This window comes from Myxococcus hansupus (assembly GCF_000280925.3).
Taxonomy (GTDB): Bacteria; Myxococcota; Myxococcia; order Myxococcales; family Myxococcaceae; genus Myxococcus; species Myxococcus hansupus.
Genome location: NZ_CP012109.1, coordinates 2,882,827 through 2,899,870, shown reverse-complemented (window position 1 = coordinate 2,899,870; position 17,044 = coordinate 2,882,827). Strand labels below are relative to the sequence as shown.

Annotated in this window: 11 protein-coding genes; 5 read left to right on the top strand and 6 right to left on the bottom strand. The window is 67.0% G+C overall.

Features of this window, described 5'->3' with window-relative positions; all coding sequences use genetic code 11:
* Window position 1 precedes the first annotated feature (1 nt).
* Entirely contained in the window at window positions 2–2,521 is a 2,520-nt protein-coding gene (locus tag A176_RS11520; RefSeq protein ID WP_049872274.1) for a choice-of-anchor D domain-containing protein, read from the top strand.
* A complete protein-coding gene (locus A176_RS11515; protein WP_049872273.1) occupies window positions 2,449–5,343 on the top strand; it encodes a choice-of-anchor D domain-containing protein in 2,895 nt (964 codons plus the stop codon). The genes A176_RS11520 and A176_RS11515 overlap by 73 nt, the downstream gene beginning before the upstream one ends.
* 39 nt (window positions 5,344–5,382) lie before the next feature.
* Here A176_RS11515 and A176_RS11510 read toward each other — a convergent pair whose 3' ends face one another.
* The 4 genes from A176_RS11510 to A176_RS11495 form a co-directional block, all read right to left on the bottom strand.
* Complete coding sequence (locus tag A176_RS11510; RefSeq protein WP_002639499.1) at window positions 5,383–6,090, bottom strand: RibD family protein; 708 nt, start codon at window positions 6,088–6,090, stop codon at window positions 5,383–5,385.
* Between the two features lie 77 nt (window positions 6,091–6,167).
* Window positions 6,168–7,163, bottom strand: a complete 996-nt coding sequence (locus A176_RS11505) for an aldo/keto reductase (RefSeq protein ID WP_002639500.1) — start codon at window positions 7,161–7,163, stop codon at window positions 6,168–6,170.
* 113 nt (window positions 7,164–7,276) lie between these two features.
* Entirely contained in the window at window positions 7,277–10,423 is a 3,147-nt protein-coding gene (locus tag A176_RS11500) for an efflux RND transporter permease subunit (RefSeq protein ID WP_002639501.1), read from the bottom strand.
* 7 nt (window positions 10,424–10,430) lie between these two features.
* Entirely contained in the window at window positions 10,431–11,558 is a 1,128-nt protein-coding gene (locus A176_RS11495; RefSeq protein WP_044889057.1) for an efflux RND transporter periplasmic adaptor subunit, read from the bottom strand.
* A 181-nt stretch (window positions 11,559–11,739) separates the two neighbouring features.
* On the opposite strand from A176_RS11495, the gene A176_RS11490 reads away from it, so the two are divergent.
* Together A176_RS11490 and A176_RS11485 are read left to right on the top strand one after the other, a co-directional pair.
* Window positions 11,740–12,648 carry a LysR family transcriptional regulator gene (locus A176_RS11490; RefSeq protein WP_002639503.1) on the top strand — a complete coding sequence of 303 codons (909 nt, stop codon included), beginning with the start codon at window positions 11,740–11,742 and terminating at the stop codon, window positions 12,646–12,648.
* A 208-nt stretch (window positions 12,649–12,856) separates the two neighbouring features.
* The gene (locus A176_RS11485; protein WP_002639504.1) at window positions 12,857–13,864 is read left to right on the top strand and encodes a helix-turn-helix transcriptional regulator; all 1,008 of its coding nucleotides are present in this window, start codon (window positions 12,857–12,859) and stop codon (window positions 13,862–13,864) included.
* Between the two features lie 134 nt (window positions 13,865–13,998).
* On the opposite strand, the gene A176_RS11480 is transcribed toward A176_RS11485, so the two are convergent.
* Together A176_RS11480 and A176_RS11475 are read right to left on the bottom strand one after the other, a co-directional pair.
* On the bottom strand, window positions 13,999–14,829 hold the full coding sequence (locus A176_RS11480) for a GNAT family N-acetyltransferase (protein ID WP_002639505.1): 831 nt from the start codon (window positions 14,827–14,829) through the stop codon (window positions 13,999–14,001).
* Window positions 14,830–14,970: 141 nt separating this feature from the next.
* Window positions 14,971–16,170, bottom strand: a complete 1,200-nt coding sequence (locus tag A176_RS11475) for an extracellular solute-binding protein (RefSeq protein ID WP_002639506.1) — start codon at window positions 16,168–16,170, stop codon at window positions 14,971–14,973.
* A 326-nt stretch (window positions 16,171–16,496) separates the two neighbouring features.
* Between A176_RS11475 and A176_RS11470 the strand changes: the two genes are divergently transcribed.
* A complete protein-coding gene (locus tag A176_RS11470) occupies window positions 16,497–17,006 on the top strand; it encodes a hypothetical protein (RefSeq protein ID WP_226994283.1) in 510 nt (169 codons plus the stop codon).
* Window positions 17,007–17,044: the final 38 nt, after the last annotated feature.

Sequence of the window (17,044 nt, the reverse complement as noted above, 5' to 3'; positions counted from 1 at the left end):
GATGAAGCGCCTCCCTCACCTCCTCCTCGCGACGGGCGTGTGTCTGCTCGCGTCCTGCGGTCCCGATTCCCTTCTCGCGGAGCCAGGGCTTCGCGACGCCCCCGAGACACCTCCGCTCGGGCGCCTCCAGGGCGCGCTGGACGGGGGCGAGGAGACCGACGGGGGGAGCACCGCCGATGCGGGCAGCGACGCGGGCACGGAGCCGGACGGGGGCATCAGCCCGGACGCCGGGAGCGATGCGGGCACGGGAGTGCTCCCCAGGGGCCTGCTCTTCACCAGCGACAGGCTCATGTTCGGTCCGCGGCCTGGCTGTGAGAGCACGGAGCAGTCCATCACCCTCCGCAACACCCACGCCGATTCCCGACAGGTCCTCTTCTATTGGACCGAGGGCCCCTTCGCGCTCAAGCGCGTCACGGTCCCAGGCAATCCACCGGCGCCGCCTTCTCCGCCATACGTCCTGCCTTCTGGCGAGAGCCTGAGCCTCACCGTGGAGTTCACGCCCGAGCAGCCCGAAAACGTGACCGGGAAGCTCTCACTCTTCACCGATGACCCGCTCGAACCCGTGGTCCCACTGGTCCTCACGGGCTCGGGCTCGGGGCCGTTTCTCTTGACGGACGTGACCGCCATCGCGTTTCCGCCCCAGGCTCCGGGTTTCGGACTCACCCGGAACGTGACGGTGCGAAACCCGGGCGACGCGGTCCTCGCCCTCGATACGCTCACGGCCACGGCGCCTTTCACGGTGCCATCCGCTCCGGTCACCGTGCAGCCCGGACGCTCCGCCCTCATCCCGGTGACGTTCCAGCCCGCGCCCACCGACCGCGGCGGCTTCACCGGCGAACTCGTGCTGACCAGCAACGCGGTGTGCTCCCCGGTCTCCCGGCTGCGGCTCTCGGGCTCCGCGGTGAAGCCCGCCAGCCTCTCGGTCAGCCCTCCCGTGCTCTCCTTTGGTGACCAAGTGTTGGGCACCTCCAGCGCGCCACAGCGGGTGACGGTGCGCAATGAGGGAGACACCCTTCTCACGGTCTCCTCCCCCTCGCTCGTGTCTCCAGAAGGCGCACACTTCACCGTGATGCCCCAGGGGGCGTTCAGCCTGCCGCCCGGAAGCAGCAAGCACCTGGACGTGGCGTTCGCCCCGCAGTCAGCGGGGGCTCGGTCAGCGCGGCTCCAGCTCGACAGCAATGACCCGCTGACGCCCACGTTCGTGGAGCTCACGGGCAGTACCGTGGCCGCGCGAATCAGCGTCGAGCGGGAGCCGCTCGCCCTGTCCTTCGACCCGTCGTCCGGCGGCCAGCAGAAGCTGGTGCGGGTGCGAAACAGCGGAAACGTTGCCGTGGAGTTGACCCCGTCGGTCAGCCATCCGGCGTTCCATGTCGAACCGAGCACGCCGTTCCGGTTGGCGCCCGATGGCGCGGTCCAGGAGCTGCTCGTGACGTTCACGCCCCCCGCCGCGGGCTCGGCGGCGGGCACGCTGACGCTCAGCAGCGCCAGCCTGCCTGCCCCACTCGACGTCACGCTGAGCGGCGTCGTGAAGCGGACCGCCCTCACCCTGACGCCCACCTCGCTCGATTTCGGCAGCCACCTCGTGGGCACACCCGCCCCGACTCGGGAGATTCAACTCTGGAACCCCACGGATTGGCCCATCACGCTCTATCCCGTACCAGCGGGGCTCCTCACGCCCTACGTCGTCTCGGGCATCCCCGCCGACGGGCTGACGATTGGCTCCCGCTCGGCCCGGGTGCTGACGGTGAGCTTCAATCCCAGCAGATGGGGCAACGCGTTCGACGCATCGTTGCAGTTGCTGAGTGATGCAACGGACGCCATTCCGGCCATTCCCCTCCGCGGCATCGCCAGGGGGCCCGAGCTGACGCTCAACACGGAGCGCCTGGGCTTTGGAACCCAGATTCCAGGGAGCAACACCGTCCAGACTGTCACCCTGACGAACCGGGGGAACTCGAACCTCGAATTGACGCGAGCGGTGTTGGACGAGCCCGCGCACGTCGAGCCCACGCACTTCGAGGTCAGGGGCTTCGTGCCCCGCACGGTCGAGCCCTCGCAGTCGATGGACGTGCAGGTCGTCTTCAAGCCCCAGAGCGTGGGGCCGAAGGAGGCGCGGCTCGGGTTCCACGCGCGGATGCCGGGAGGCCCGTCCGAAGGCACGGCCCTGCCAGCAACCCTCCTGCTGACGGGCAGCGCCGCCGGCCCGGTCCCGCTCTTCGAGCCCTCCGCGTCGGTGGAGTTCTCGACGCAGGAGGTCGGCCGCACGGGCACCCGCGCGCTGAACATCTCGAATGACATCACCGCCGGCGGTCCGCTTCAGCTCGTCAGCGCAAGGATTCTCTCCTCGCACACCTCCGCTGACTTTCATGTGGACGCCATTCCCCCAATGAACCCGCCATCGGCAGAGGTGAGACTCGCGCGTCACCGCTCCGCATCACCTTCACGCCACGGGTGGCGCACCGGCAATACGAGGACACGCTCGAAGTCGTCTATCAGGGCAGCTCCGCGAGCGCGGGCCAGGTGACCCGGACCTTCTCGCTGACCGGCGAAGGGGACACGGCCACGCTGAGCGCCTCGACGGAAAGCCTCAACTTCGGCGCCGTGTCGCCCAGGACCAGCAGGACGCTTCGGATCACACTCACGAACACGGGCCGGGTCCCCGTCGAGCTCCAGAACCTCACGCTCAATGACGACGTCTACTTCAAGGCCGCCCTCGAGGGAGCCTCGGACTCCAAGGTCATTCCGGTCCACGGCTCCCGCGATGTCCTGGTCACCTTCAGCCCGCAGGACACGTCCACGCTGTCCGCGGAGCTCTCCATCACGCTGTGGAACGAGGCCCAGCCGCTGCCGAGAATCCGGCTCTCGGGCATCGGCGCCTATGCCATGGCGCAGCTCACCCCTTCGCCCGTGTACTTCAACACGGTCCCTCGGGGCGCCCCCACCACACTGCCCGTCACCCTCCGGAACATCGGCACCGCGACGCTCACGGTCTCCAATGTCATCCCGAACGCCCCCTTCTCCGCGCGCCCCAGCCAGGGCACCTGGCCCATCGACATCGTCGCGGGAGAGAGCAGGACGATTGACGTCACCTTCACGCCAGAAGTGGAGGGGCCCGTCGAGCGGCAACTCACGATCATCAGCAATTCCCAAGGGGCATCGAACGTCCAGTTGACCGCCGTGGGCACGGGCACCTTGCCCGTGCTCAACCTTCCTGGCGGAACGGCGATCGACTTCGCGGCCCAGGTGCAGAACCAGGAGAGCCCGCCCAGAGACCTGGTCATCAAGAACACGGGCTTGGCGCCGCTCGAGCTCTACGCCATCAACAGCCCGAACAACTTCTGCATCTACGCCACGGACCCCAACGGCGGCACGGCCTGCCCCCATAGCATCTCGGGGGGCACCCTTCAGCCCCAGGAGTCCGCCATCTTCAAGCTGACGGCCCGCCCCACCGAGGTCCGGGCCATCGTGGAGACGCTCTCCATTTCCAGCAACGCGGCGACCAGCCCCAATCTCGTCACCCTGAGCGTCAACGGCACGGGAGGCGTCACCACGGCCTCGACCTCGGTCGACTTTGGCGCATGCAACCTGGGTGCGCTCGTCGAAAGGCAGATCAGCATCACGAACACCGGCTTGACGGGTGACGAAGTGACCGCGCTGGAACTCGACCCGGCGAACAGCCCCTGGGGCAGTGAGTTCTCCGCGCAACTTCCCCTCGTGATACCGAATGACGGCAGAAGCGTGCCCCTCACCTTGAGGTTCCATCCCCGAGGGAACGAAGTGAGCCAACGCAGGCTCACCGCCCACTTGCGGACGCGCAGCGGACAGACGTTGACGCTCACGCTTCAAGGGACGGGCACCTCCAGCGGGCTGCGGGTGGAGCGAACGGACGAGCTGCCCTTCAACTACGCACTGGATTTTGGCGGAGTCCGGACGGGCACGAGCTCCGCGCTCGTACGGCTCAGGCTCACCCACACGGGCGCGCCCCTGGGCGGAGGTGATGCGGGAACCGTGGCGGCAGCGCCGGTGACGCTCCGGAGCATGAGCCTCGAAGGAGCGGACAACGCCTCCTTCAGCCTGGGGACACCCTCACTGCCCTTCACGCTCCAACCTGGAGGGAGCACGGAGCTGACGGTGCAGTTCATTCCGGGGGCGGAGAAGCGCGGCTTCTCCGCCGCGCTGAGAATCACCTCGGACGCCGCTGGCGCCCCCAGCCAGGTGGTGCGCCTCTCCGGTGAAGGGCGAGACCACCTGCTCTTCCTCTCTCCCGCGAACCTGGACTTCGGTGCGCAGGTGGCGCAGGCGAACACGAAGGTGACGCTCCCTGTCGACATCACGAACACGTCCATCCAGCCCATCGACATCACGGGGATTGCCATCGTGGGGACTGCGGACGGCGCTCAGTCGGAACCCTCGCATTTCGAAGCGACGAGCGCGCGCGGGACACGCTTCACCTTGCAGCCGCGCCAGAGCGCACAGGTGGGCGTGGCATTCACCCCCCGGGCGGACATCACGTCGAAGGCGGCGCTGGAGTTCACCAGCAGCGACGTGTCGTCGCCCGTCGCGAGGGTGAACCTGGCAGGCAAGGGGCTCTCCACCATGTTCAGGGACCTCAGCCGGACGGTGGACTTCGGCACGGTGCGCAGGTCCGTCCTCATCTCACGCAAGCTCGTGCTCACCAACGACAGCACCCGGAGCATCGTCCTCAGAGCCGCTACGCCCGAGGGGGCCCAGGCCCACCACTTCCACGTCATCGCGCCCGCGTTCGATGCCGCCGGTCGCACGCTCGCGCCATCCGAGTCGGTGACGCTCGAAATCCGCTACGACACGGCCCAGGTGGCCACCTCGGAGGCCACCCTGGTGCTCGCGGTCGATGACCAACCCCGGGCAGCGCAAGTGGCACTCAAGGGCGTCACGGTCGAGAACTTCCTGGAAGCCATCCCAACGAGCGTGGACTTCGGCTGGGGAGACATGGGCGTCCCCAGCGAGCCCACGCGCATCACGCTCACCAACAAATCGGATGCGACGATGCGGGTGAGCGACGTGAAGGTCACGAACCCGGCCTTCGAGCTGAGCGCCGTGAACCTTCCTCTGGAGCTCGCGCCGGGAGAGGAGACCACGCTCAGCGTGACCTTCCGTCCGCAGGCGGGCGGTCCCATGACGGGTGAGATTCAACTGTTCTTGCAGGATCCGCAGTCTCCCGCCCTGACCATTGAATTGCACGGCCAGGGCAGGACCCTGGAGAGCGAAGGAGGCGGCTGCGGCTGCGGCGCGGGGGGCGGCGGCAGCGCGCTGCTGGGGCTGGTGGGACTCGCCGCGCTGCGAATGCAGCGCAGGCGCCGTCCTTGAACATCGGCGAAGGCGTGAGCTTCGACGAGGCCACGCCCATCACCGCTTGGCGTTGGACTTCCGCAGCTTGTACTTCAGCCACACCACGTCGCCCTTCCGCTTCTCCACGGAGACCAGTTTGAGGGCGCGGCTGGGTCCCTTCCCCTCGCTTGAATCGAAGAGCGAGGGCGTCCCGATGGAGCCATCCGCGACAGGGGCCAGCAGCACGCTCAGCTCGTCGATGAGGTCCGCTGCCAGGAAGGAGCCGTTGATCTTCCCCCCTCCCTCCAAGAGCAAGCGCTTGATGCCGAACTCGGCCCGGAGCTTTTCGAGCACCTTCTTCAGGTTCAGGTCCGTCTTGCCACCGAACAGGTACGAAACGCCCTTGGCCTGGAGGAACGCCAGATATTCATCCGAGACCTGCTCCGTGAGCACCGTGATGACGTGTTCATCGTCGATGGACGCCGACTTCCAGGTGAGCTTCCCAGACGGATCGAGCGCGATGGCATACGACTCCGCGTCGCTGCGCGCGATGAAGTCCGTCCGGGGAATCGGCTGCGGATTCTTGCGCACGGGCACCTTCGCCTTGCCGGCGTAGGGCTCCATCGAAATCCGGCCAATCATCCAGCCATCGGCGTTGAACGTCTCCGCGGTCCGCTCGTACTCGGCGAGGACGCCGGGCGACAGCTTCCACCCCTGGGTCACGATGCGCCCGTCGACGGAGGGCACCATGTGGCAAATCACGTAGGGGCGCTTCACTTCACGCATCGGCTGACTCCTGGAGAAGGGGGCACGGACCTCACGCGGCCTCGTCTCGAAGCGCGCGTGAGGCGTGAGGGTACCACTCAACGTCCGGTCAACCGCTCCAGCGCCTCGGGGTAGCGAGCCCCCTGGACGGGGATCTTCGAAGCCGTGTCGTCAATCTCCTGAAGGTCTTGCGCCGTCAGCACGATTTCGGCCGCGCCCAGGTTCTCTTCGAGCCGGTGCAGCTTCGTGGTCCCTGGAATGGGAACCATCCACGGCTTCTGGGCGAGCACCCACGCGAGCGCAATCTGCGCCGGCGTCGCGTTCTTCCTCGCGGCGACGCCGCGAATCAGCTCCACCAGCCGCTGGTTCGCCTTCCGGGCCTCGGGCGCGAAGCGGGGAACGCTGTTGCGGAAGTCGTCCTTCGCGAAGGAGGTCGAGTCGTCAATCTTCCCGGTCAGGAAGCCCTTGCCCAGCGGACTGAAGGGAACGAAGCCGATGCCGAGCTCCTCCAGCGTCGCCAGCATCTCCTCCTCCGGCTTGCGCCACCAAAGCGAGTACTCACTCTGGAGCGCCGTCACGGGATGCACGGCATGCGCTCGGCGGACTGTCTGCACGCCCGCCTCGGAGAGGCCGAAGTGCTTCACCTTGCCTTCGCGAATCAGGTCCTTCACCGCGCCCGCGACGTCCTCGATGGGCACCTCCGTGTCCACCCGGTGCTGGTAGAAGAGGTCGATTGCGTCGATGCGCAGGCGCTTGAGCGACGCCTCGGCCACCGCCTTGATGTGTTCAGGGCGGCTGTCGAAACCGCTCCAGCGGGCCTCCCCAGGGGTCGAGGCCTTGAAACCAAACTTGGTGGCGATGACCACCTTCCCCTTGAAGGGCTCCAGGGCCTCGCCCACCAGCTCCTCGTTCGTCCAGGGGCCGTAGACCTCGGCCGTGTCGAAGAACGTGACGCCCTTCTCCACGGCGGCTCGGATGAGCTTGATCATCTCCTGGCGGTCCCCAGGCGGCCCGTAGCCGAAGCTCATGCCCATGCAGCCCAGGCCGATGGCGGATACCTCGAGGTTGCTCTTTCCCAGCGTGCGCTTCTGCATGATGTCGTCTCCTTTCCTCTCCCCAAGAACTACCCACCCGCCCCGCCGATGACTACGCGTCGCCTGGGTGATGGGCTCTTAAGCCTTGCTGAACAATGTGCCTCCCCAGCACCTCACGGGTGAGGGTGCGGCACCGGCAGGTCGTCGTCCTCCTCGTCCCGTGAGCGTCGGGCGTCTCCCCGAAGCTTCTGCATGAGCACGTAGAGGCCCGGGATGAAGACGAGGTTGACGAGGGTGGACACCAACATGCCGCCGAAGACCGCTGTCCCCAGGCTGTTCCGCGCGGCGGCGCCAGCGCCCTTGGCCAGCATGAGCGGCACCACGCCCAGGAGGAACGCGATGGAGGTCATGAGGATGGGCCGCAGGCGCACCTCCGACGCTTCAATGGCGGCCTCCACGGCGGTGCGCCCTTGCTCACGCAGTTGCTCGGCGAACTCCACGATGAGGATGGCGTTCTTGCTCGCCAGTCCCACCAGCATCACGAGCCCCACCTGACAGAAGACATCGTTGGGCAGCCCGCGCAGCACCTGGAACCCCAGGGCGCCGAGCACCGCCAGTGGCACCGAGAGGATGATGACCAGCGGGAGCGTGAAGCTCTCGTACTGCGCGGCGAGCACCAGGAAGACGAAGAGCAGCCCCAGCCCGAAGATGACGAACGTCTGTCCCCCGCTCTCCTGTTGCTCCAAGGAGAGGCCGGACCACTCCACGCTCGTGCCGGGCGGCAGCACCTCCGCGGACAGCTCCTCCATGGCGGACATCGCCTGACCGGACGAGACGCCGGGCGCCGCCTGGCCGTTGAGCTCGGCGGAGCGGAAGAGGTTGTAGCGCCGGATGACCTGGGCGGACGTCGTCGGCGTCACCGTCACCAGGGATTCGAGCGGAATCATGTCCCCGCTGTCGTTCCGCACGTAGAAGGCACCGATGTCCTGCGGCGTGTCGCGGAACTGCTGCTCGGCCTGGACGTAGACGCGATAGGTGCGGCTCGCGTAGTTGAAGTCGTTGACGTACTGGCTGCCCATGTAGAGCTGCAGGGTGCTGAAGAGCTGGTCCACGGGCACGCCCAGGGCGTTGGCCTTCTGCCGGTCCACCTCCACGTCCAGGAGCGGCGTGTCCGCGGCGAAGGACGTGAAGACGCCGCGCAGGCGGCTGTCCTCATTGCTGCGCGCCACCAGGTCCAAGGTCGCGGTGGCCAGCTCGGACAGCTCACGCCCGCCCGAGGTGTCCTCGACGATGAACTGGAAGCCGCCCACCGTGCCGACGCCTCGAATCGCTGGGGGCAGGAAGGGCATCACCCTCGCGCCTCCAATCCTGGAGAGGGGCTCCCGCAGCCGCTCCACGATGGCGGCCACCGTATGCGCCTCGCCCTTCCGCTCCTCCCAGGGCTTGAGGTTGACCCACGCCTGGGCGAGGTTGGATCCGTTGTTCCCCAGGGACATGCCCCCGAGCACGAACATGCTCCGCAGCTCCGGCTGCTCCCGGAGCACGGCTTCCATCTCGTACAGGACCTTCTCCGTCCGAGCGAGCGACATGCCCTCCGGACCTTGCACCGACACGATGAAGTAGCCCTGGTCCTCGTCCGGAATGAAGCCGGTGGGAACCACGCGGAACAGCGCCACGGTGGCGGCCAGGAACGTCACGAAGACGAGCAGCACCGCGACGGGACGCTGGAGCAACCGGCGCAGCATCCGGCCATACACGGCCTTCGTCGCGTCCAGCACCTGGTCCACCTTGCGGAAGAAAATCCACTTCGGTCCCGTGTGGTGCTTGAGCAGCATCGCCGAGAGCGCCGGCGTGAGCGTCAGCGCACACACCGTGGACAGTCCCACCGACGCGGCGATGGTCAGCGCGAACTGCCGGTAGATGGCGCCCGTGGTGCCCGGGAAGAGCGCCACCGGGACGAACACCGCCACCAACACGATGGAGATGGCCACCACCGCGCCAGCCACCTCCTTCATGCCTTCGCGCGCCGCCGCGCGGGCACTGAGGTGCCGCTCCACCATCAGCCGTTCGATGTTCTCGATGACGACGATGGCGTCGTCCACCACCAGGCCCGTGGCCAGCGTGAGGCCAAACAGCGTGAGCGTGTTGATGGAGAAGCCGAACAGCTTGACGAAGGCGAAGGTACCCACCAGCGACACGGGCAAGGTCAGCGCGGTGATGAGGACGCTCCGCCATCCGTGCAAGAAAAGGAAGATGACCAGGATGACGAGGACGATGGCCTCCACCAACGTCTGGAGCACCTCGTTGATGGAGGCGCGCACCGCGAGCGTGGTGTCGGTGGCGTGCCGGTACTCGAGCCCGGGCGGAAACTGCTGGCTCAGGCGCTCCATCTCCTGGACCACGGCGTCACGCACCTCGAGCGCGTTGGCCGTGGGGAGCTGGAAGATGCCCAACCCCATGCCAGGGCGCCCGTTGAAGCGCAGCAGCATGCCGTAGTTCTCCGCGCCCATCTCCGCGCGGCCCACGTCCTTCAGCCGAACCAGCCGGCCCCCTGGGTTGCGCTGCACGACGACTTCGTCGAACTCCGCGGGCTCCACGAGCCGCCCGCGCGCACGCACCGCGAGCTGATAGTCCTGGTCGTCCCGGCTGGGCGGCTGTCCCACCTGCCCCGCGGCCACCTGGAGGTTCTGCTCCCGCAGCGCCCGCGCGATGTCCTGCGGCGTCAACTTGTGACGGGCCAGGGCCGTGGGGTTCAACCACAGCCGCATGCTGAACCGCCGCTCGCCAAAGAGACGGACGTCGCCGACGCCACGAATGCGCTTGATGGCGTCCTTGATGTTGACGTCGGCGTAGTTGCTGATGAACCCCGCGTCGTAGCGGTCATCCGGGCTGAAGAGCCCGAAGGACATGAGCAACTGGTTGGACGCCTTGCTGACCACGATGCCCGTCTGGTTCACCTCCGAGGGCAGCCGCGCCGCGGCTCGACTGACGCGGTTCTGCACGTCGACGGCGGCCACCTCGATGTCGCGCGTGGCCTCGAAGGTGATGGTGATTTGACTGCTGCCGTCGTTGCTGCTGGTGGAGGTGATGTAACGCATGCCCTCCACCCCGTTGAGCTCCTGCTCCAGCGGGATGGTGACGGCGGTCTCCACGACCTCCGCGCTCGCGCCCACGTAGGTGGCCGTCACGGTGACCTGTGGAGGCGCCAGGTCCGGGTACTGGGCAATGGGCAGGGTGGGAATGGCAATCAAGCCCACCAGGGTCAGCAGGATGGAGACCACGGCCGCGAACACCGGGCGGCGGATGAAGAAGTGAATCATGGTGTGCCTACAGGCATCCTCCCGCGAGCCCGGCGTCCGTCACGGCCGGAGCCCGGGACGCGTCCTTCACTGTCACGGGCGCGCCGTCACGCAGGGATTGCAGTGACGAGACGGCGACCCGGTCTCCGGGGCTCAGCCCGGCCTCCACGACGTAGGTCCCCTCCCCAAGGACGCCCAGGGTGACGGGGCGGCGTTCCACCACCGTCCGGCCGCCGCTGTCCCTAAGCACCCAAGCGAAGGGCTGACCACTCTGCCGAACCACCGCCACGGCTGGCAGTTGCAGCGCCTGGCCGCTGGCGAAGACGAGCCGCGCCCGCACCAACTCACTGGGACGCAGCCCGACCGTGTTGCGGAACGCGGCTTTCACCTCGACGAGCTGGGTGACCGGGTCCGCCTGGGGTGCGATGTAGAACAGGGAACTGGCGATGAGCACCCTGCCCTGCGTGTCGAGCACCTCCATGGGCGTGTCAGGCCGGAGGGCTCGGGCGCGCTCGCCGGGGACCGCGACGCTCACCTCCAGGACGTTCGCCTGCGCGACGCGGGTCAGGTCCGTGGTGGCGGAGACCGCGTCCCCCAGCCGCACGCGCACCTCACCCACGGTGCCAGCGAAGGGGGCCCGAACCACGCTGAAGCCCAGCAGCACGGTGCGCTGGGACACCTGGGCCGCCGCCGAGCGGGTGGCCGCCTCCGCGGCGTCGACCGCCGCCGCCGCGCGCTCCATTTCCTGCGCGCTGGCCAGCCCTTCCTTGAACAGGGACTCGGTCCGCGTCTGGGTGCGCCGGGCGAGCGCGAGGTTCACCTGAGTGGAGCGCTCCTGGGCCTGGGCACTTTCCAGCGCGGCCGTCTGCTCCCGGGAGTCCACCTCCAAGAGCGGCTGCCCCGCCTCCACCTGCTGACCCGGACGGACATGAATCTTCCGGACGTAACCGGCCACCTGCGGCATCACCGTAACGCTCTGCCGTGAGAGCAGCGCACCCAGGTACTCCCCCGTCGCGCGAATCTCGGAGGGGTGCAGCGCGACGGCCTCGACCTCGACGGGACGCGGTGACTCCGCCCGCTTCCCTTCCGAGCAACTCAGCATCAGGGTGAACAGGCCCGATGCGAGCACACGGCTCCCCATGGGACTTCCTCGCATGGTGCCTCCATGAATACGCGTCCAGGCACGCCCGGGGACGCGCGAAGCAGAGCGCCGCTGAGCGGCTCCCGCTGGAGCAATACGGCGCTGCCCTCTGGCGCACTAGGCATCCGCTGCCTGATGGGCTTTGAAGCGCCGTTGAACAATCCGCGCTGGCGAGGACCTGGGAGACTCTCGGTCGATGAAGACGACGCTCATCCCGCTGCTGCAAACGTTTCTCGTGGTCGCGAGGCTTCGCAGCTTCAGCGCCGCGGCGCGTGAGCTCGGGCTTTCCGTGTCAGCGGTGAGTCAAGCCGTGCGCCAGCTCGAGGAGCAGCTCAACGTCGTGCTGCTCACCCGGACGACGCGCAGCGTTTCGCTGACGGAGGCCGGCAGGCGGCTGGTGGAGACAGCAGGCCCTGCCTTGGGGCAGACACTCGCGGCCCTGACCGAGATTTCCGCGCGGCCGGGCGAAGCCGTGGGCCGCGTCCGGTTGTCGGTGCCCCGCTCCGCGGTGCCCTACGTCATCACACCCGTGCTCCCCATTTTTCGCGCTCGGCATCCACGCGTGGAGGTGGAGGTCGTCATCGAGGACCGCTTCGTGGACATCGTGGCGAATGGGTACGACGCGGGCGTGCGGCTCAGCGAATCCATTGAACGCGACATGGTGCAGGTGCGGCTCACGGATGCCTTTCGTTACGTGGTGGTGGGCTCACCCGAGTATCTGGAGCGGTACGGAACGCCCCAACGCCCCGAGGACCTGCTCCGCCACGAGTGCCTCACCTACCGCTCCGAATCCACGGGGGCGCTCTATGCCTGGGAACTGGAGCGAGGCCGTCGAACCTGGCGTGTCCCGGTGCGCGGCGGCATTGTCACCAACGACAGCCGGTTGAGCGTGGCCCTGGCGGAGCAGCATCAGGGACTGGCTTACGTCGTCGAACCCATGGTGGCGGAGGTGCTGAAGTCGGGCCGGCTGCTGCGCGTGCTCGAACCCTACGCGCCCACGGTGCCTGGGTTCTTCCTCTACTATCCCAGCCGAGCCCAACGCTCCGAGCCCCTGCGCCTCTTCGTCGAGACGGCCAAGGAGCGGGTCCACCGCACCTTCCAGTAGCGACGTCTACCCCCTGGCGCAAGGGGTGGAAGGTACCTCCAGGGTGGTAAGGACAGACGCTTGGCGAGGACCTATTCAGAGCCTGAACGCCATGCTGGCCATCGGTGCGGGGGTATGAATGGGTGCATCAATTCGCTTCAGTGCGCGGGAACAGAGGCTCCTCCGAGATACCGCCATCGCGTTCCATGAATCAAAGCACTTGCCCGATATGTTGCGCGAGGGCCGCCAGCCGCTGGCTCGGCTCATTGCCTCCGACTACATGGCGATGTGCATCGTCACCGCGGGACCGCCCGTGCGGTACCAGTGGTTGGAGGAGGCTGGGGCGCCCAACAAGCTGCTGGCGCAGTACGCCTCGCTGCAGCCCAATGACTTCGTGCTCCAGTCGGTGGTGCGCCGGCGCGGCACGGTCCTTCGCGACTCGGAGATGATCTCCCGGAGGGAGTTGGTTCGCAGTCCCCTCTACCTGCAAAGCCGTGACATGGGCATGAACCTGGAACAGGTCATGGCCGTGCTGCTGGAGATTCAACCCGGCGTGTTCTGCGGCATCACCTTGTACCGGGACCGCCGCCGCGCCTTCTCCCGACGAGAGCAAGCGGCCATGCAGTTCCTCACCCGCGACTTCACGGTCGCGATTCGGAACTCCCGCCTCATCGCAACGCCTTCGAGAGGAGACCGCCTCCTGGAGGCATTGAGTCAGCGCCAGCAGTTCGAAACCATTCTCATGGTGCCCCCCTCCACCGAAATCCATCGCTCGGACCGGGCGAGTGCCCTCCTCAAGAAGTGGTTCCCACTGGGCGAAAGCGCCCGTCGAGGACCTCCGGCATGCCTCCTGGAGCGCTTGAACGCACTCACCCGGATGGACATCCATGAGCGAGCTCGGCATGACACGATGGACTTCCGTCAAGACAATCAACTGCTGCTCGTGAACTTCGTCGAAATGCCTGCCCACGACGGCCCACGGCAATGGGCGCTCTTCCTCCACGAGTTCCCCAAGTCCATTTCGCTGCCCTCTCAACTGGCCAAGCAACTGACCCCAAGGCAGATAGAGGTCGCCGAAGCGATGCTCAACAACAAGAGCGATGAGGAGATCGCCGAAGCGCTCGGCATCAAGAAGAACACGGCGAAGGTACACGTGCGGGACATCTACGAGAGTTTGAAGTGCAGCACCCGAGGTGACTTCATGTACCAGGCATTGCAGCTCATGAAGCCCATCTAAAAGGGGCCGGTCAGCTCCACCGAGCCCCTCCTTCGACCTCGCCTCGGGAATCGAAACCTGCCGGTCCACGGACATCCTCCCACGTCGATGCGCTCGCTGATGAGGAAGGATTGCGCCGTCAAGTGGCGCTGTCTCTACCTCCCGGGAAGTACGTGGTCCCCCCGCTCGCCGGCGCAGTGAGGCCCGAGCGCGGCGAAGCGGGCCAGGGTGCTCGCGGGGATGTCATCCACCGCGGCGATGAGCGGCAACGTGAAGCGGTGAAAGCCCGGGTCGTACAGGGGTTCGGAGATGAAGCGCGCGCCCATCCTCCGCGCGACGAGCGCCGGAGAGCGAGGCAGCCGCAGCCCCTCCCATTGCCCCGCCACGGCGCAGGCGCGTTCCTCGGGGGTGTAGAACGGCGTGCTCGGCACGACGGGTGCAGCGGACGCGCCAGGTGTCCTCCGCCTCCAGTGGGGACTCAGCCAGCCACGGCGCGCCAGGGACTCCTGGATGAGGCGCGCGTCCACCTCCGAGTCCGTCTCCAGGTTCGCCGCGGCCAGCCAGTGCGTGACACCCCGGCGACGACTCTCCGCGTAGAAGGCCGCCTGAAGCCGGACCACCGCATCCGAGTGACGCCACTTCCTACGCACGCAGAAGCGCCCGGCCTCCGCGACCACCTGCTCCGGCCCCGCCAGTCCGGACAGGTCCAGCCGTTGCTCCAACTCGACCCCCAGCACGCCACCGCTCGCGCGCGCCACCTCGGGATTCGGCAGCAGAATCCGCACGGTCGCCACCGGCTCTTGGGCGTCATAGACCACCACGTGGACCGTGGTCGCCAGCGTGTCGAAGCCAGTCACCTCCCGCTGGGTCGGCGCCGGCTTGCCTGCGATCAACTGCAACTCCCCTCCGAAGACAGCCCAGCGAACGCGAAGCGCGTCATCCAGCTCGCGCTGGGTCGTGGCAACTCGGCAAGACATGCAGGTCATGGGACTCCTCATCGGTGTGGCCCGGCTCCGGCCTCGCGCCGTCCGGTTCACATCCTTCGGAGCCGCGAACCGAAGTGCGCCCCACGGACCTCTCGCCAGGATGACCCCGGCGAGAGGGACTCACATGGACGCCGCTCCCGGTTACTGGAGCGCCTCCAACAACGCGGCCTGGAGCGCCCGCCGGTTCTCGGGGAAGCCCTGGTTGGGATAGGGCCGAGCGCCATCCAGGAACGCCCGATACTTCTGATACATCGGGTCCGAACGCGCCGGCTCTTGCTGGTAGAAGTCCTGGCTGGCCTGCAGCAGGTACCGAGGCGTCGTTCCCTGAGGGGCATCTCCACTGAAGGCGATGAGGCTGCGCACCGCCGGGTCCTTCATGAAGTCGGTGAAGGCCTGGGCGTCCTCGGCACAAGGGCCCGTGCACTGCGCGCTGACCACCAGCGCGTCCACGAACACCGTCGGCGCGGAGCCTGTCCCCAGCGGCACCGAAATAACCTCCGGCAACGCCATGTTCGGATTCGCCTTACGCGCGAAGAAGAGGCGCTCCGTGTAGCCCATGAAGCCGTTGGCATGACCGAAGGCGAAGTTCTGTTCCGCCTGCGTGTTGTCCGCGAAGGTGCCATCCAGGCACGGGTTCCTCCCCGACTCAATCTCGCAGCTCTTCACCACGGCCTCGAAGGAGTCCAACGTCGGTGCGTCCAGCGGCAGCGTCAAGGCCTGGGACAGCTCACCCGAGGGGTTCGTGTCGGCCCAGGCATCCAGGTACGACGAGGGCAACGTCCAGCTCCCGCTGTAGTTCGTCGCCAGGGGGATGGCAGCCGGCGCGAAGTCGGTGAGAATCCGGACCAGCGAGGCGCCATCGCTGGCCGAAGAGAGGTCCGGGCTGTGTGAGTAGACGACATAGCTGCACAGGTAGGTCGGCACGCCATAGCTCTGCCCCGAGACGGTCACGGCCTGCTCCGCCGCAGGGTGCGAGTCACCTGGCGTCAGGGGCACCGGCCGCACCCAGCCCTTCGACACGAGGTCTCCCATGATCAACGTGTCGATCTCCACCACCTGCGCGGCCCCGTTGCCGAGGAGCCAGCTCAGCATGCCGCCCTCGCTCAGGTCATAGACGTCCATATTCGGGTCGAACACGATGTCCACATCGATGTCCGGGTGCTGGCGCTCGAAGTCCGCCTCGAGCCGCCGCATGAGACTGACGAAGGCGTCATCCGCGGCGTCTGGGATGTAGGGGAAGAGGACCACCGCCAGGGGCCTCCGGTCCTGAGGTTCGGGATCCGTCTCCGAACAGGCACTCAAGGACAGGGCCAACACCCACGGCAAGGCTTTCCAATGCATGACAAGACTCCAACAAATTGAGAGGGACCGCCCCGCACGGCTGCGGGTACGGCATGGACTCGGAGTCTACCACGCCACACTGTCCGTCAGTCCGCTTCTCAGAGCACGACATGGCACCGCGAGGCACAGCCAGTGGGGCTCGTCCCTGCATGACAAACAACAAAAATCGCGTGAGCGTCGCAGGCCAGACAGTTTTGAAACAAAACCAGCAAGGGGCGGCTTGAGCCGCAATCACAAACAGCCGCATAACGACAATGCCATCCCCAAGCCGCTTCAATCACCCCGGCGCAGGGATGGCTCACGTCCACCCGAAAAGGAGCAAAGCCATGCTTGGAACCCTTACCCGTATCGTGGGACTCGCCTCTCTGCTCTTCGTGGCCAGCAGCGCGGAGGCCTCCGTCGAGAAAAAGGTCATTCACATGACCGTCTACAGCGAAACCGGAGAGAGCGCGGCGCTACGTGCCATTGACGGTCAGCCCGTCATTGCAACCAACGACACGCTGAAGATGTCCTACCGGATCGTCCCGGAGGTCATCGACAAGGACACCGTCCGCTACACCATCTACAACGGCTACGACCTGAACTCCGCGGCCCCCATCGAGGTCATCGAAGCCCGGCCGGATGGCAAGATTCACCATGGCATTCGTGCCGCCTTCAAGGTCTCCGTGACGACCGTCGAGGAACAGGCGCTGAACACCTACCCGCCCGAAGCCCCGTCCGCCGACAAGGCCCGGTGCTGTGTGACGTGCGGCGGGTGGCGCTACTGCTGTACGCCCGCCTCTGGCTACTGCTGCACCATCACGACCTCCTGCAGCAGTTGCCGCGCCTGTAACTGAGGCGTGAGGCCGGCTTCTCCGCGCGAGACGACATGCCT

Excerpts from the sequence above, each read along its gene's own strand:
- A176_RS11520 (WP_049872274.1), top strand. The coding sequence starts at position 2 with ATGAAGCGCCTCCCTCACCTCCTCCTCGCGACGGGCGTGTGTCTGCTC.
- A176_RS11510 (WP_002639499.1), bottom strand. The coding sequence starts at position 6,090 with ATGCGTGAAGTGAAGCGCCCCTACGTGATTTGCCACATGGTGCCCTCC.
- A176_RS11505 (WP_002639500.1), bottom strand. The coding sequence starts at position 7,163 with ATGCAGAAGCGCACGCTGGGAAAGAGCAACCTCGAGGTATCCGCCATC.
- A176_RS11500 (WP_002639501.1), bottom strand. The coding sequence starts at position 10,423 with ATGATTCACTTCTTCATCCGCCGCCCGGTGTTCGCGGCCGTGGTCTCC.
- A176_RS11495 (WP_044889057.1), bottom strand. The coding sequence starts at position 11,558 with ATGCGAGGAAGTCCCATGGGGAGCCGTGTGCTCGCATCGGGCCTGTTC.
- A176_RS11490 (WP_002639503.1), top strand. The coding sequence starts at position 11,740 with ATGAAGACGACGCTCATCCCGCTGCTGCAAACGTTTCTCGTGGTCGCG.
- A176_RS11485 (WP_002639504.1), top strand. The coding sequence starts at position 12,857 with ATGTTGCGCGAGGGCCGCCAGCCGCTGGCTCGGCTCATTGCCTCCGAC.
- A176_RS11480 (WP_002639505.1), bottom strand. The coding sequence starts at position 14,829 with ATGACCTGCATGTCTTGCCGAGTTGCCACGACCCAGCGCGAGCTGGAT.
- A176_RS11475 (WP_002639506.1), bottom strand. The coding sequence starts at position 16,170 with ATGCATTGGAAAGCCTTGCCGTGGGTGTTGGCCCTGTCCTTGAGTGCC.
- A176_RS11470 (WP_226994283.1), top strand. The coding sequence starts at position 16,497 with ATGCTTGGAACCCTTACCCGTATCGTGGGACTCGCCTCTCTGCTCTTC.